This is a genomic window from Rhodoferax sp. WC2427, assembly GCF_040822085.1.
Taxonomy (GTDB): Bacteria; Pseudomonadota; Gammaproteobacteria; order Burkholderiales; family Burkholderiaceae_C; genus Rhodoferax_B.
This window is the reverse complement of record NZ_CP162006.1, coordinates 1,115,278-1,129,064: the sequence shown is the minus strand read 5'-3', so window position 1 is coordinate 1,129,064 and position 13,787 is coordinate 1,115,278. Positions and strand designations below refer to the sequence as shown.

The window sequence follows — 13,787 nt, the reverse complement described above, 5'->3', positions numbered from 1 at the left end:
CTGGGCTCTATTGTAAAAGTCTGCCATGCCAATCAAAGACCTGCCCCCCGATGCCCGTCCGCGCGAAAAGCTTTTGGCGCGCGGCGCTGCGGCCTTGAGCGACGTGGAGCTGCTGGCCATCTTGCTGCGCACCGGCATCGCGGGCAAGGGCGTGATGCAGATGGCGCACGAATTACTGCAACTGCCCGGCAGCGGTGGCTTTGACGGCATTGCCGGGCTGCTCCACGCCACAGCGGACGACCTGAAACGCATCAAGGGCCTGGGCCCGGCCAAGCGGGCCGAGATCGTGGCCGTGCTGGAGCTGGCCCGCCGGGCCATGGCGCAAAAGCTGCAGGAGCGCACCGTGTTCAACGACCCGCAGACGCTCAAGCACTATGTGCAGCTCCACCTGGCGGGCAAGGCGCACGAGGTGTTTGCGGTGGTGTTTCTGGATGTTGGCTTGCGCCTGCTGGCCATGGAAGAGCTGTTTCGCGGCACGCTGACGCACACCAGCGTGTACCCGCGCGAAGTGGTGCTGCGCGCCCTGCACCACCAGGCCGCCAGCGTGGTGCTCGCGCACAACCACCCCAGCGGCTCGGTGCAGCCCTCGCCTGCCGACACGGCACTGACCCACTCCCTGCGCGCCGCGCTGGCGCTGATCGACGTGCGGGTGCTGGACCACCTCATCGTCGCCCCCGGCGAAACCTTCTCCATGGCCGAAAAAGGCCAGATGTGATTGACAACACCCCATGAAAATCACCTCCTTGCAAGATCTGAAAAAGATCCAGAAATCCATTGCCGAGGCCGCCGCCCTGCAAGAAGCCGAGCGCGTGGCCAGGCTGGAAACCCAGCGCCGTCTGGCCGCCCAGAAAAACCTGTTTGTGCATGCCGCGGGGGCGGTGCACCGCTTGCCCGACAAGCGCCAGGCACTCCTGAAAAAGAAGCAGCCCGAGCCCATTGCCACGCAGCTGCACCTGGACGAGCAGGCCGTGCTGGTCGAGGCCATCAGCGATGGCTTCGATGCCAGCAGCCTGCTGGAAACCGACGAAACGCTGAGCTACCGCCGCCCCGGCATCGGCATCGACGTGCTGCAGCGCCTGCGCAAGGGCGAATGGGCCATCCAGCGCCAGCTCGACCTGCACGGCCTGCGCAGCGACGCGGCGCGCGATGCCCTGTCGGGCTTCATCCGCGATGCGCACAAGCACGGCATCCGCTGCGTGCGGGTGGTGCATGGCAAGGGCCTGAGCTCGCCCGGCAAAACCCCGGTGCTCAAGGGCAAGGTGCGCAACTGGCTGGTGCAGAAGAACGAGGTGCTGGCCTTTGTGCAGGCCCGGCCCATGGAAGGCGGCGCGGGGGCGCTGCTGGTATTGCTGCAACCCGGCTGATAAATTGATAAGAAATCGGCAGCTGGCGCTTATTCCATCAGCATGAGTAGCTACCAAAAATATAGCTATCGAATGCTGGCACACCGCTTGTAGGACGGCACCGCGAGCCGCCACCACCTCCGCACGGGGTGGCCTAAGATGGTGGGGCCGCCTGGCTGCGCGTGCAGCCAGGCCCCTACAACAAGACGAGGAGCCCCCCATGTTGATCCCCAAAACCACCCTGGCTATTTTGACGGCCAGCGCATTGCTGCTGGGCAGCGGGGCCATGGTCGCCCACGCCGCCACCGCACCCATCGCCACCACCAGCACCCCGACCAGCAAGCTGACCTCCAGCTACACCCGCTTTGCCGGCTCTCCTGAAAATGCCCAGTCGCTGGTCGACGGTCTGCGCACCGGCAGCCTGATTACCTTGCGACCCGATCCCAACGGGCCCTATGCCTCGGAGCCCGCAGCCAGTCTGTCGCCCAGCACCGGACAATTGGGCTACGGCAATATCGATATCGCGCTGGGGCTGGCCAAAACTTCGCTGGCCCAGCAGGGCATCACCCAGCCCACACCCACCCAGCTCGCCGCCGCCCTGGGCGGGGTGCTGTCGCAGCGCAGCGACGGCATGGGCTGGGGCCAGATCGCCAAGAGCATGGGCGTTACCCTGGGCTCGGTGGTCAGCGCCGCCCACACCGACAAGAGCGGCAAGACAGCCGCACACAGCGTCCATGCGGCCCACCAGGCCCCTGCCGACAATAGCCACCACGCGGATGGCACTGGGGGCAATGGCGGGAATAGCGGGAATAGCGGCAAGGGTGGCGGTAACGGGGGTGGCAACGGCGGCGGCAACGGGGGTGGCGGCGGCAATGGCGGTGGCAAAAAGTAAGGTCCGCGCTAGCCAGGAGCCCCGCCCTTGGCGGGCCGGGCCGTCAACGCAGGTCGGTGGTCGTCACGAAGGCAGCTTGATGCACACTCTGCGCGCCTTTGCCCAGCAGGGCCATCACCTGGTAGACCTGCCGCGGCGTAACCGGCGCGGCAGGGGCTTTGCCCTGCAAATAGTCCCGTAGCCCAGCGTAGTACTGCAGGTAGTTGCCCGCCACGTCGGGCGTGGCGTGCGCCTGCGGCCCGTCGGCGGTGTGGAGCACCCATTGGCCGGGCAAGGGGTCGGCACCCCAGTCGCCCAGGGACTCCAGCTGCGGGCGGCCACCCGCCTTGAGCGCGTCTTCTTGGGTATCCAGGCCAAACTTGGTGAACGAGCCTTGCGTGCCGTGCACGGCAAACCGCGGCCCCGAGCTGGTCACGCAGGAGCTGGCGTGCAGCACCACCCGCAGGCCGGGGTGGCTGGAGGGGTAGCGCAACTGGGCGTGGAAATAGTCGTTGGTTTGCGTGCCTTCGCGCTGGCGGGCCACGTCGAGCAGCAGGTCGTCGGGCACGCCGAAGAGTTGCAGGGCCTGGTCCACCAGGTGTGCGCCCAGGTCCATCCACAGGTCCGAGCCGGGAATGTCCTGCTCGCGCCAGCGGCCGGGGATGACCTGGCGAAAACGGTCGAAGTGCGATTCAAAATGCGTGATGCGCCCCAGCTTGCCACTGGCCAGCACCTGCTGCAGCAGGAAGAAGTCGCCATCAAAGCGGCGGTTCTGGTAGACGGTGAGCAGGCGATTCTGCTGGGCCGCCACGGCCAGCAAATCCTCGGTCTCGGCCAGCGTCACGGTGCAGGGCTTATCCACCACCACGTGCTTGCCCGCCAGCAGCGCAGCGCGGGCCAGGGCATGGTGGCTGGCATTGCTGGTGGCAATGACCACCAGGTCGATGGCCGGGTCGGCAAATGCGGCGTCGGGCGTGGGCACCACGCGCACGTCCGGCCAGTCGGCATGCACGGCCTCGGGCTTGCTGGAGCAGATGCAGGCCAGTTCCAGGCCGGGCACGCCGTCGATCAGCGGCGCATGGAAGACGCGGCCCGCCAGGCCATAGCCGATGACGGCGACGCGGATGGGGGCGGTGAGCGGGAGGATGTTTGTCATGGCGTAAGTGGGGTTGTCGTTTCCCCCAGCGTACACCACGGCAAGCTCACGGGTTCGGCAGCACCTGCGTGGCCTTGTGCCAGGCCTTCAGGTAGGCCGGGATCCTGTCTGCGGGCATGGCCGGGCTGTACAGCCAGCCCTGGAAGAAGTCGCAGCCCAGGGCTTGCAGCATGTCGCGCTGGGCGGCCTGTTCAACAAATTCGGCCACCACGTACACGCCCTGGGAATGGCCCAGGCGGCAGACGCAGCGGATGATGTCCTGGTCCACCGGGTTGTGCAGCACCTTGCGGGTGAGCACGCCGTCGAGTTTGATGGCGTGGACCTTGAAGCGGTGCATGTACAGCAGCGAGGTGCAGCCCATGCCGAAGTCGTCCATCGACAGCGACAAGCCCATGGCCTGCAGGTCGGCCAGGGTTTTGTCGGCCTGGGCGGTGTTGGCGAGGGTGCGGCCTTCGGTGATCTCGATGTCGATGTCTTTGCTCTGGATGCCGTGGGTGCGCATGGCATCGGCCACCGTTTGCACCCAGGTGCTGGAATGCAGTTGCACCGGCGACATATTCACCGACACCGTGAAGCCAGTAAGGCCCGCCTTTTGCCACACGGCCAGGTCTTCGCACACCCGCTGCACCACCCAAGCGCCGATGAGGTGGATCAGGTCGCACTCTTCGGCCACGTTGATCAGCGCGGCGGTGGGCACCGGGCCATGGCTGGCGTGGGTCCAGCGCAGCAGCGACTCCAGCCCGACCACCCGGCCCTGGACATCGTGCTGGGGCTGGTAGGCCAGGGTGACGCGGGACGAGCCGATGTCGGCCCGGAAATCGCGCACCAGGCAGCGGGCTACTTCACCCACCGCATCCGCGCGGTCCAGGTTCCCCGACTGGGCCTCGACTTCGGGGGACATCAGCACGTCCAGCGCCGACTTGAAATACGCCTGGTTGCGCTGCAGGCGTGCGCTTTCCAATTGGCGCACAAACGGGGCGTACACCAGGGTGCTGCTGAACAGGCACAGGGCCTGCACGGCCACGCCGCCCCAGCCCCCGGTCATCAGGTAGCCCGAAATGAACACCGGCGTGGACCAGATCACCGGCTGGCCGTCCAGTGGCATGCCGAACACGGCATAGGCCAAGGTGGCGATCAGGCAGTTGAGCAAGGGGGCGGCAATGAACGGCAGCAGCAGCGTGCGGCTGAGCACCAGCGGAATGCCAAACAGCAGCAGCTCGTTCATGTTCAGCAGGGCGGGCAGCACCGAATACCAGGCCAGCCGCCGCAACGAGGCGTCTTTGCCCCGGGTGACGCAGTAGAGGATGAGCCCCCAGGTCGCGCCCGCCCCGCCGTTGTGGACAAAGGTGTTCAGGAACATCAGCGAGATCAAATGGTCCGAATGCAGCGCCGTCGCCGGGGCCACCAGGCCCGAGGCGCTGGACACCGCGTACAGAAACTGTCCGCCGTTGATACCCACCATCCACAGCAGCTGGTTGAGCAGCACCATGCCGAAATTGAGCACGTCCCCACCGGGCCGGTGCTGCAAAAACCAATGCCACCCCTGCCCCAGCAGCGGCCCGGCCACGCCGTCCGACAGGCCCCGCCACAGCCCGTGGGCCAGCCACACCGCCAGCAGCGTCAAGGCCGCCGTGCCGGTCATGTGCAGGGCACTTTGCAGCGACACCCCGCCGTCCACCCCGCCCATGGTGGTGTGGCTGGGCAGCCAGCGGCCCAGCAGGCGCATCAGCTCGGCGACGGCCACGCCCACCAGGATGCTCTGGAATGCGCTGGCATAGCCCAGCACCTGGAAGTCGGGCGGGTCGCGCAACACCACCAGCAAGAAGGCGCTGGCTGCCACCACCGACACCGTGACGACGGAGCGGTCGACCCGCCGGTCCTGGGCCTGGTACAGGGTGGTGGTCCGCACGGCGATCACCATCGCGCCCAGCAGCCCCATCAGGCCCAAGGTGGCGTAGTACAGCTGCATGGCCAGGGCGTGCCAAATCGGGCCAAACTGCGCGTCCATCCATTGCACATACGGGGGGTAGGGAATCTGCGCCACGGTGTTGCCCATGACGCCCAGCACGGTGACCGGCAGCAGCGCCACATAGGCCTCGCGGATCGCTTGCAACCACAGGCGCAGTCGGCGCTGCAGGGCCTGCGACCAGACCACCGTGCCATCCCGTCGCTCTACCCCCATGCTGCCCATTTCCATGCGCTGTACCTCATGCTGTGCAACCAGCTTAGCCCAAGCCCGGCGGCTTCCTGCATACACGATTAAAAACCGGTATGCGTACATCGGGCATCAGCGGCGGGGCGGTGCAGGCTGCGGTACGGGCGGTGGCGCAAAGCGCTGGGCCGAGCGCTGTATCAAAGCCTGCAACTCGGCCATGCGGGCCGGATCGGCTGGCTCCGGCTGGCTGCTGCCGGGCGGGGTCACCGACTCCATGGCCTGCATTTCGGCCATCCACGCCGCCTGTTGCCGCACCGCCTGCAGCAGCGCATTGCGCGGGTCGCCGGGGGGCAGCCAGGCCGCAGCCAGGTCGGTCTGCGCTTTGCGGAACGCCGGGGCATGCACGCTGCGGCTGCGCTCGTCGGCCTGCTGCACGGTCAGTTTGCCAGCCCGCCGCCATTGCGATTCCAGGCCCAGTTGCCGCATCGCCGCATTGAAACTGCGCATGCCCTGCTCAAAAGCCGCCGCGCCCGTGTACTTGCGCTGAAAATCCACGGCCGCTGGCGGGGCCAGCAGTACCAGCCCGCCCAGCAGCGCCACCATGGCGGCCAGGGCCAACAGCTCGCGGCCCCGTGCATGGGCGCGCGACCGCAGCGGATCGGGCCGCACTGGCAAGATGCACGCCATCAGCGCCCCGGCCAGCAGCCCGCCGACGTGGGCCGCGTTGTCCACCCCCGTCTGCAGAAACCCTTGCGCCAGCGAATACACCAGAAAAAAGCCGATCCCCCGCAGCATCGGCTTGCCAAACAGCCGGGGCATGCTGTCGCGGTGCCTCAGCACGGCCACCAGCACCACCCCCGCCAGCCCGAACACCGCGCCCGAAGCCCCGACAGAGACGGTTTGCTGGGCCGAGAAGTGCAGGCTCAGGGCGCTCCCGGCCAAGGCCGACCCCAGGTAAATGCCCACATACACCCGGTGCCCGTAGATGCGCTCGGCGGTTTGGCCGATGGCCCACAGGCCCAGCATGTTCATCACCAGGTGCACGATGCCGCTGTGCAAGAAAGGGGCGCTCAACAGCCGCCACACCTGGCCGCGCTGCACCTCCGAGGCCGCATTGCCGCCCCAGTGCAGTAACACCTCGGCCGGAGGACTGAACGGGTTCGCACCCTGGGACACCATCAGCGCCCAGACCACCACATTCAGCGCGATCAGCCCATAGGTCACCCAGGTGGCGGGGGCCAGGGCGTGCAGCCAGTGGTGGAGCTGGTGCTCTTCGCCCGCGGCGGGGGGGATGGGCTGCAGTCGCGGCACCGTCACACGCCTTGGTTACGCATCCAGTCGGCGGTCTGGAAGAAGCTGTCGCGCAGCCGGGCGCGCAGGGTGGCATCCACGCCGGTCTCGCCCATCGCCTGGTCCATGCAGGCCAGCCACTGGTCGCGCTCCAGAATGCCGATCTTGAACGGCAGGTGCCGGGCGCGCAGGCGCGGGTGGCCGAACTGCTCGGTGTAGTACTGCGGCCCGCCCAGCCAGCCGCACAAAAACCAGAACAGCCGCTGGCGCGCGTTCTCCAGCTCCGGGCCGTGGGCGGCGCGCAGTGCGCCATAGCCAGGCTCCAGCTCCATCAGGTCGTAAAACCGGTCCACCAGCGCCCGCACCGGGGCTTCGCCGCCGATCCATTCAAACGGGGTGGCGGCGGGGGCTTTCTCTTGGATCTGCATAGTGGAAATCAGAATTTATAAAAAATGAGGCTCTTGCGCTTATGGGATGGGCGTAAGCAGCTACAAAAAATAGAGCACGCAAGCGGTGAGGCCTGCACCGGTATGCAGTGTACGGGCCGGGTGCCGCCTTGAAATGAAAATGCCCACCGGGGACGCGTCCCCGGTGGGCATTTTTTAGAAGAAACAGCCTCTATCGCCTATATGACAAGCGCAAGCAGCTACTCAAACAATAGCAAAAGCCCCCACCCCACCCACCTCAAGGGTTGTAGGTGTACACCGCCTGCTTGTTGCTGCCGTCCAGTATCCGGTAGTTCAAGCCCACCTCGCGGAAGCCGCTATAGGGTGCGCTATCCGCCATGTAGGTACCGCTCAACTGGGTGAAGGTGGTGCCACTCAGCGGTGTTGCCACCACACTGCTGCTGCCGGGCCCAAAAGCCGTGGCGTTGTCATAGCCGCCATCGGTTTGGCTGACCCAGAGGCCACGCACTTGCTCGGCCGCCGGGTTGACCGTCCAGTCCACCAGCAGGCTGGTTTGCGCACCGTTCAAAGCGGCGTTGGCCGGGTCCAGCGCGGCACGGGTGTTCGCGCCGATGCCGTGCCACTGCATGTTGATGCCTTGGGTGGCATCCACCAGATCGGCCAGCAGGGTGCGGGTTTCGGTCTTGTAGAGATTGGCACCGCTGTACAGGTTGAAGGTGTACACCGCGCCCTTGGTGGGCCGCGTGCCAGAACCGGCCTGCCCGTTGTACGAACCATCGGTGCCGTCGTACGAAGCCCACTGGAAGCTGTTGTTGTTGCTCTGCACAGAATTGCCCACCAGGAAGCGCGTGTTGGTGCGGTAGGTGGAGGCGTCGCTGCCAGCAACCCCCAGGGTCCTGGACATCCAGAAGCTGCTGCAACCGCTGCACACCGGCACCAGCGTGGCGATATCGGCCACCGGCGCCGTATCGCGCCGCGTGGACAGCGTGAATTGCGATGAATTGGACGCCCGGTAGTACCACAGCCCGACAGTGGGTAGACCAGGCCCGGTGACTTGCACGCTGTCAAACGCGCTGGCATGCGGTGCCGTGCTGCGGGCGTCGATGTAGAGCGACAAACCATTGCGGAAGTTGTTTCGCGTATTGGGTGCGAAGTTTTCGGTGCGCCGGATGTCGGTGCGCACGCTCAAATCCACGTCCCACAGGTTCCCGCTGATCCACCAGTTGCTGGGGCGGGCCGTGGTGCTGGAGCCCGTGAAATTGCGCACCAGGGTGATCTGGTTGCCGGGGTTACCGGCGTTGTCCACGTATTTGATGTTGACGTTGGCCCGGTCGCGCGCGTGGGTGGCATCGGCGGGGTAGAAGGCCATGACCTCGGGCACGCCGAACTTGGCGCCGGTCATGGCATCGCTGCTGAGCAGCTTGTAAAACCATTGCGAATAGGTGTAGCCGTTGTTCTTGAAGGCCGCCGCGCCACTGGGTTTGTCGGCGTCGGTCACCGCGCTGCTGCAGGCGGCGGCCACGGCGGTAATGTCGCCATTCACCATGGTCACGCGCTGCGCCACGGGCAAGGCATAGCACTGCGTCCACGACAAAGCGATGAGCTGCATGGCCTTGGCCAGATCAGCCACGTTGGTTTGCGGTGCCGCCACGGCGGTCCCGGCCACGGTCGCCGTGGCCAGCACCACCGGGGTGGGGTCGGCCAGCGTGCTGAAGGCCAGCGCGTTGGTGGCGGTGCGGGAGATCTTCAACACGTCCAGCACCTGGTCGGCGGTGTTGCCGGTCTGGTCGGCGGTGGCGGCGGTGATGCTGGTGGTGAACGGGTCATAGCCCGCAGGCGCGCCAATGGCCGTGAGCACCGAGCTGATCTGCGCCAGCACATTGGTCTTGATGGTCTCCAGCGTGGCCGCCACGTACTTGGTCTTGTCGGTCACTACGCCCAAGGCGTCGCCGCCATTGAGCTGCGCCACGATCGCCGTTGTCAGCGGGGTCACGTTCACCGTCAGCGGTGCGCCTGCAGCCGGGGTACTGGTGGCAATGCTGACCATGGGTGGGTTGTTGCCGGTGGGGTCGGTCACCACGATAAAAAACGGCGCGGTTTCGCCGGATTTCAAGGTGCAGGTGTAACTGCCCAGCGCGGTGGTGGTGATCGACGCCTCGGTACAGGGCGAGCTGCCTGCTGTGTTGGACACCGCCACCGCCGCATTGCCGAGTGCCGCCCCCGTCGCCGCCGTGCCGGTGAACTGCGCGGCCACGGGCGTGACAACGGGCGCGGGCGCACTGTCGCCGTCCCCCCCACACCCCGCCAACAGCGCGACACCAATACACCCCGCCAGGGTGGAAAGTCGGAACAAACCAGCGACCATGGAAATCTCCTTGATGAAGTAGGTGGGGCAGTCTGGCCGGTGCGGCACAAATGCACATCCTCCGTATTGAGGATGAATGGCCTTTCTCGGCGTTGTGGTCCGGAAAAAGTTGCCCGTCTGCCCCCCTGGAATACCCTGTGGTGGCGCCATCCACAACCTGCTGCCCGTAGAGGGCGTTCAAGCCCACCCAGCTTGCGTAAGCAGCTACAGAAATAGTAGAACCCAAACCGCTTTTGGAGGGCGCACCCCGTCCAAAGCCAACGCCCCCGTACAGGTTGGCCTGCCGCCGCCGCACCGAACAGCGTGGTGTGCCTTACCATCGCCCCGCGGCCACACAACCCCGGCCTCCGCATGGCGGCACCGCAACCAGACACTTCCGGACCCCAAGGAATCGGCCATGACGCAATCCACCCCCCTGCCCCCTGATCCGGGCACCCCTGAACCCGCCCCATCGGCAGAACTGGACCGCTCACGCCGCGTGGTGCTGCACATGCCGGTCGATGTGCGCAGCTTCTCTCTGGGGCTGTTGGCCGTGCTGGCCAGCATTTACACCTTGCACTGGGCCGCAGCGGTTTTCATTCCGATCATGGTGGGTATTTTGTCCAGCTATGCCTTGTCACCGGTGGTGGACTGGTTCCAGGCGCGCAGGGTGCCACGGGCGCTGAGCGCGGCGGTGCTGCTGATCGGCATCCTGGGGGGCACCGGCGGATTGGCCTACTCGCTGAGCGACGATGCCAGCACACTGGTCGAGCAGTTGCCCGCCGCCACGCAAAAGCTGCGCAGCGCCCTGCGCGCCCTGCCCGGCGCACCGCGCAACACGCTGACCACCGTGCAGCAGGCTGCCTCGCAACTGGAACAGGCGGCCGAGGAAACCAGCCGCGCCGTGCCCGCTGGCCCGGGCGTGCAACGGGTGCAAATCGTCAAGCCGCGGTTTGACATCCGCAACTACGTCTGGGACGGTAGCCTGGGCATCGTAGGCATGCTGGGGCAGCTCGGCACCGTGTCGCTGATCACGTTTTTCCTGATGGCCTCGGGCGACAGCTTTCGGCGCAAGCTGGTGAAACTGACCGGCCCCACGCTCAGCCGCAAGAAGATCACCCTGCAGGCGCTGAACCAGATCAACGAGCAGATCCAGCGCTACATGCTGGTGCAGTTGTTCACCAGTGCCCTGGTGGGCGGGGTGACGTGGTTGTACTTCGTGGCGATGGGCCTGGAGCATGCGGCCGTGTGGGGCACTGCGGCAGGCGTGCTGAACCTGGTGCCCTACCTGGGCAGCGTGGTGATTGCGGCGGGGTCGGCGATGGTGGCGTTTTTGCAGTTCGGCTCGCTGGAGCTGGTGCTGCTGGTGAGCGGCGGCTCTTTGGTGATCCATGCCGTCGTCGGCTTCGTGCTGACCCCCTGGCTCACCAGCCGCGCCAACCAGATGAACCCGGTGGCGGTGTTTGTGGGCATGATGGCCTGGGGCTGGCTGTGGGGTTTGTGGGGCCTGCTGCTGGGCGTGCCCATCCTGGTAGTGGTGAAGGCGGTCTGCGACCGCATCGAAGACCTCAAGCCGGTAGGGGAGTTTCTGGGAAACTAACCGAAAATTTATAAAAAATCAGCTTCTCACGCTGATGGAATCAGCGTGAGAAGCTACCAAAACAATAGCGCTAAGCCGTAGCCCGCCGTAGCGTCTCTACCACCGGGCGGCGCAGCACGTCGCGCAGCCCCCACCAGCCTGCGGCCAGGGCCAGCAGCGCACCGGCGATGGCCCCGAACAGCGGCACCCACAGGGAGCCGTGCCACTCAAATTCAAAGACAAAACGGGTCAGCGCCCAGCCCACGGCCACGGCCACCAGGCTGGCCAGAAAGCCCGCCAGCAGACCCACGCCCGCCAGTTCGGCACGCTGCACCTGGCGCAGCAGGCTGCCCGGCGCGCCCAGGGCCCGCATGATGGCGAATTCGCGGGCGCGCTCTTCGCGGGTGGCGGTGATGGCGGCAAACAGCACCACCAGCCCGGCCGCCAGGGTGAAACCAAACAGGAATTCCACCGCCCGGATCACCTGGTCCAGCACGCGCTGCAACTGGCCCAGGGTGCTGCTGAGGTCCACCGCGGTGATGTTGGGAAACTGGCGCACCAACTGGTTGTCGAAGCCCTTGGTGGCGGGGGCCTTGAATGCGCCCAGGAAGGTCACCGGCACCTCGGCCATCTGGCCTACAGGGTAGATGACGAAGAAGTTGGCCCGCATCGAGCCCCAGTCCACCTTGCGCAGCGAGGTGATCTTGGCGTCACTCTGCACGCCGCCGATGTCGAAGCGCAGGCTGTCGCCCAGCTTCAGGTTCAGGGATTTGGCGATGCCCTCCTCCACGCTGACGGCGCCTTTTTCTTCGGGTGTCCAGCGGCCTGCCACCAGCGGGTTGTGCGGCGGCCGGGTGGCGCTGTAAGACAGGTTGAATTCGCGGTCCAGCAGGCGCTTGGCGCGGTCGTCCACATAGTTCTCGGGGGACACCGCCGCGCCGTTGACGGCCACCAGGCGGCCCCGGAACATGGGGTACCAGTCGTAGTTTTTCACACCCGCGGTGGCCAGGTTCTTTTGGAAGTCTGCCGCCTGGTCGGGCATGACATTGATGACGAAGCGGTTCGGGGCGTCAGGCGGCGTGGCCTGGCGCCAGCTCTGGATCAGGTCGGTGCGCAGCAGCACCAGCAGAATCAGCGCCAGCAGGCCCACGGCCAGCGCGCTGATCTGCACCACGGCATAGGCCGGGCGGGCCGAGACCTGGCGCGTGGCCAGCACCAGCCAGCGCGGGGCGGTGGCCTCGTTCACGCTGCGGCGCAGCAGCTTCACCGCCACCCAGCCCAGGCCCGCAAACACCAGCACGGCGGCGGCAAAGCCACCCACCGCAATCAGGCCCAGCGTGATGTCGCTGCTGGCCGCCAGCAGCAGCGCGGCAAAGCCCAGCACGCCCAGGCCCAGCACGCCCACGGAGGCGGGCTTCAAGCCGCCCACGTCGCGGCGGATCACCCGCAGCGGCGGCACCGCGGCCAGCTGCAACACCGGCGGCAGGCCAAAGGCGAACAGCAGCGTCAGCCCCATGCCCATGCCCAGCGCCGCCGGCCACAGGGTCGCCGCAGGCAGGCTGGAATCCACCAGGCCGGCCAGCAGCAGCACGAACAGGTTGTGCACGCCGTAGCCGATGGCCACGCCCAGCGCGCTGGCAAAGATGCCCACCAGCGCGAACTCAAAGGCGTAGCTCAGCGCGATGGTGCGCTGGCTCAGGCCCAGCACGCGCAGCATGGCGCAGTCGTCCAGGTGGTTGGCCGCAAAGCCGCGCGCGGCCAGGGCCACGGCCACGGCACTCAGCAGGGCCGACAGCAGGGCCACCAGGTTCAGGAATTTGTTGGCGCGGTCCAGGGTTTGGCGCATCTCGGGGCGGCCGGTTTCCAGCGATTCGATGCGCACGCCGTGGCTGTCGGGCTTTTTGACCTCTTCGGTGGCCCACTGCACGTAGCGCTGCACGGCGGGGTCGGCTCCGGCCACGGCAAAGCGGTAGTTGACCCGGCTGGCGGGCTGGACCAGGCCAGTGGCGGCCATATCGCTCTGGTTCACCATCACCCGCGGCGAAAACGACATAAAGCCGCCGCCCCGGTCGGGCTCGGTCACGATGGTCTGGGTGATGCGCAAACGGCTGTCGCCCAGCAGCAGGCTGTCGCCGATCTTCAGGTCCAGCGACTCCAGCAGCGACGGATCGACCCAGGCCGTGCCCGGCGCTGGGATGTCACGGGTGGCGTGGGCGGCCTTTTCATCGGCGACGTCGGCCACCTCGGAAATGCGCAAGCTGCCGCGCAGCGGGTAGCCGGGCACCACGGCTTTCAGGGCCACCAGCTTGCTGGCCCCGCCCTGCGCGTCGTCCGCCCGGCCCATGGTGGCCAGGGTCAGCGTGCCCACGGTTTGCAGGCCCAATCCCTGGGCTTGGGCCAGGAACGCGGCAGGGGTGGGGTTGTCGCTGGAGACCACCGCGTCACCGCCCAGCAGTTGGCGGGCATCGCGCTGCAGGCCGCCTTGCAGGCGATCGGCAAAGAAGCCGACGGCGCTGAGCGCGGCCACGGCCAAGGTCACGGCCACGATGAGCAGGCGTAATTCGCCGGAGCGCAGGTCGCGCCAGAGGGTGCGCCAGCCAAGGCGCCAGAATGGGGTATGCATGGGGCCGTACCTTATTCGA

General features: G+C 66.7%; 10 protein-coding genes. 4 read left to right on the top strand and 6 right to left on the bottom strand.

Translation table 11 applies throughout. The annotated features are described in order from the left end of the window. The first annotated feature begins 25 nt into the window (after nucleotides 1–25). From radC to AB3G31_RS05425, 3 genes are all read left to right on the top strand, one after another. Complete coding sequence (radC, locus tag AB3G31_RS05435) at nucleotides 26–715, top strand: DNA repair protein RadC (RefSeq protein WP_367849178.1); 690 nt, start codon at nucleotides 26–28, stop codon at nucleotides 713–715. A 13-nt stretch (nucleotides 716–728) separates the two neighbouring features. Next, nucleotides 729–1,364 (top strand): Smr/MutS family protein, encoded by a 636-nt coding sequence (locus AB3G31_RS05430; protein WP_367849177.1) that lies wholly within the window; start codon nucleotides 729–731, stop codon nucleotides 1,362–1,364. Between the two features lie 199 nt (nucleotides 1,365–1,563). After that, a complete protein-coding gene (locus tag AB3G31_RS05425) occupies nucleotides 1,564–2,235 on the top strand; it encodes a hypothetical protein (RefSeq protein WP_367849176.1) in 672 nt (223 codons plus the stop codon). A 43-nt stretch (nucleotides 2,236–2,278) separates the two neighbouring features. Here the strand turns inward: AB3G31_RS05425 and AB3G31_RS05420 are convergent, their stop codons facing one another. The 5 genes from AB3G31_RS05420 to AB3G31_RS05400 form a co-directional block, all read right to left on the bottom strand. Beyond that, nucleotides 2,279–3,370 (bottom strand): oxidoreductase, encoded by a 1,092-nt coding sequence (locus tag AB3G31_RS05420; protein WP_367849175.1) that lies wholly within the window; start codon nucleotides 3,368–3,370, stop codon nucleotides 2,279–2,281. A gap of 46 nt (nucleotides 3,371–3,416) precedes the next feature. Next, nucleotides 3,417–5,552, bottom strand: a complete 2,136-nt coding sequence (locus AB3G31_RS05415) for an EAL domain-containing protein (protein WP_367849174.1) — start codon at nucleotides 5,550–5,552, stop codon at nucleotides 3,417–3,419. Between the two features lie 105 nt (nucleotides 5,553–5,657). Next, nucleotides 5,658–6,836 (bottom strand): rhomboid family intramembrane serine protease, encoded by a 1,179-nt coding sequence (locus AB3G31_RS05410; RefSeq protein ID WP_367849173.1) that lies wholly within the window; start codon nucleotides 6,834–6,836, stop codon nucleotides 5,658–5,660. A gap of 2 nt (nucleotides 6,837–6,838) precedes the next feature. Then, nucleotides 6,839–7,243, bottom strand: coding sequence for a group II truncated hemoglobin (locus AB3G31_RS05405; protein WP_367849172.1), 405 nt, complete (start codon nucleotides 7,241–7,243; stop codon nucleotides 6,839–6,841). Nucleotides 7,244–7,499: 256 nt separating this feature from the next. Beyond that, complete coding sequence (locus tag AB3G31_RS05400) at nucleotides 7,500–9,587, bottom strand: hypothetical protein (RefSeq protein WP_367849171.1); 2,088 nt, start codon at nucleotides 9,585–9,587, stop codon at nucleotides 7,500–7,502. A 397-nt stretch (nucleotides 9,588–9,984) separates the two neighbouring features. Between AB3G31_RS05400 and AB3G31_RS05395 the strand changes: the two genes are divergently transcribed. Next, complete coding sequence (locus AB3G31_RS05395; protein ID WP_367849170.1) at nucleotides 9,985–11,166, top strand: AI-2E family transporter; 1,182 nt, start codon at nucleotides 9,985–9,987, stop codon at nucleotides 11,164–11,166. 70 nt (nucleotides 11,167–11,236) lie between these two features. Here the strand turns inward: AB3G31_RS05395 and AB3G31_RS05390 are convergent, their stop codons facing one another. Next, on the bottom strand, nucleotides 11,237–13,768 hold the full coding sequence (locus AB3G31_RS05390) for an ABC transporter permease (RefSeq protein ID WP_367849169.1): 2,532 nt from the start codon (nucleotides 13,766–13,768) through the stop codon (nucleotides 11,237–11,239). Nucleotides 13,769–13,787 lie beyond the last annotated feature (19 nt).

Coding starts and splice junctions, on each gene's coding strand:
- AB3G31_RS05415 (WP_367849174.1), bottom strand. CDS start 5,552: ATGGGGGTAGAGCGACGGGATGGCACGGTGGTCTGGTCGCAGGCCCTG.
- AB3G31_RS05400 (WP_367849171.1), bottom strand. CDS start 9,587: ATGGTCGCTGGTTTGTTCCGACTTTCCACCCTGGCGGGGTGTATTGGT.
- AB3G31_RS05395 (WP_367849170.1), top strand. CDS start 9,985: ATGACGCAATCCACCCCCCTGCCCCCTGATCCGGGCACCCCTGAACCC.
- AB3G31_RS05420 (WP_367849175.1), bottom strand. CDS start 3,370: ATGACAAACATCCTCCCGCTCACCGCCCCCATCCGCGTCGCCGTCATC.
- AB3G31_RS05405 (WP_367849172.1), bottom strand. CDS start 7,243: ATGCAGATCCAAGAGAAAGCCCCCGCCGCCACCCCGTTTGAATGGATC.
- AB3G31_RS05390 (WP_367849169.1), bottom strand. CDS start 13,768: ATGCATACCCCATTCTGGCGCCTTGGCTGGCGCACCCTCTGGCGCGAC.
- AB3G31_RS05425 (WP_367849176.1), top strand. CDS start 1,564: ATGTTGATCCCCAAAACCACCCTGGCTATTTTGACGGCCAGCGCATTG.
- radC (WP_367849178.1), top strand. CDS start 26: ATGCCAATCAAAGACCTGCCCCCCGATGCCCGTCCGCGCGAAAAGCTT.
- AB3G31_RS05430 (WP_367849177.1), top strand. CDS start 729: ATGAAAATCACCTCCTTGCAAGATCTGAAAAAGATCCAGAAATCCATT.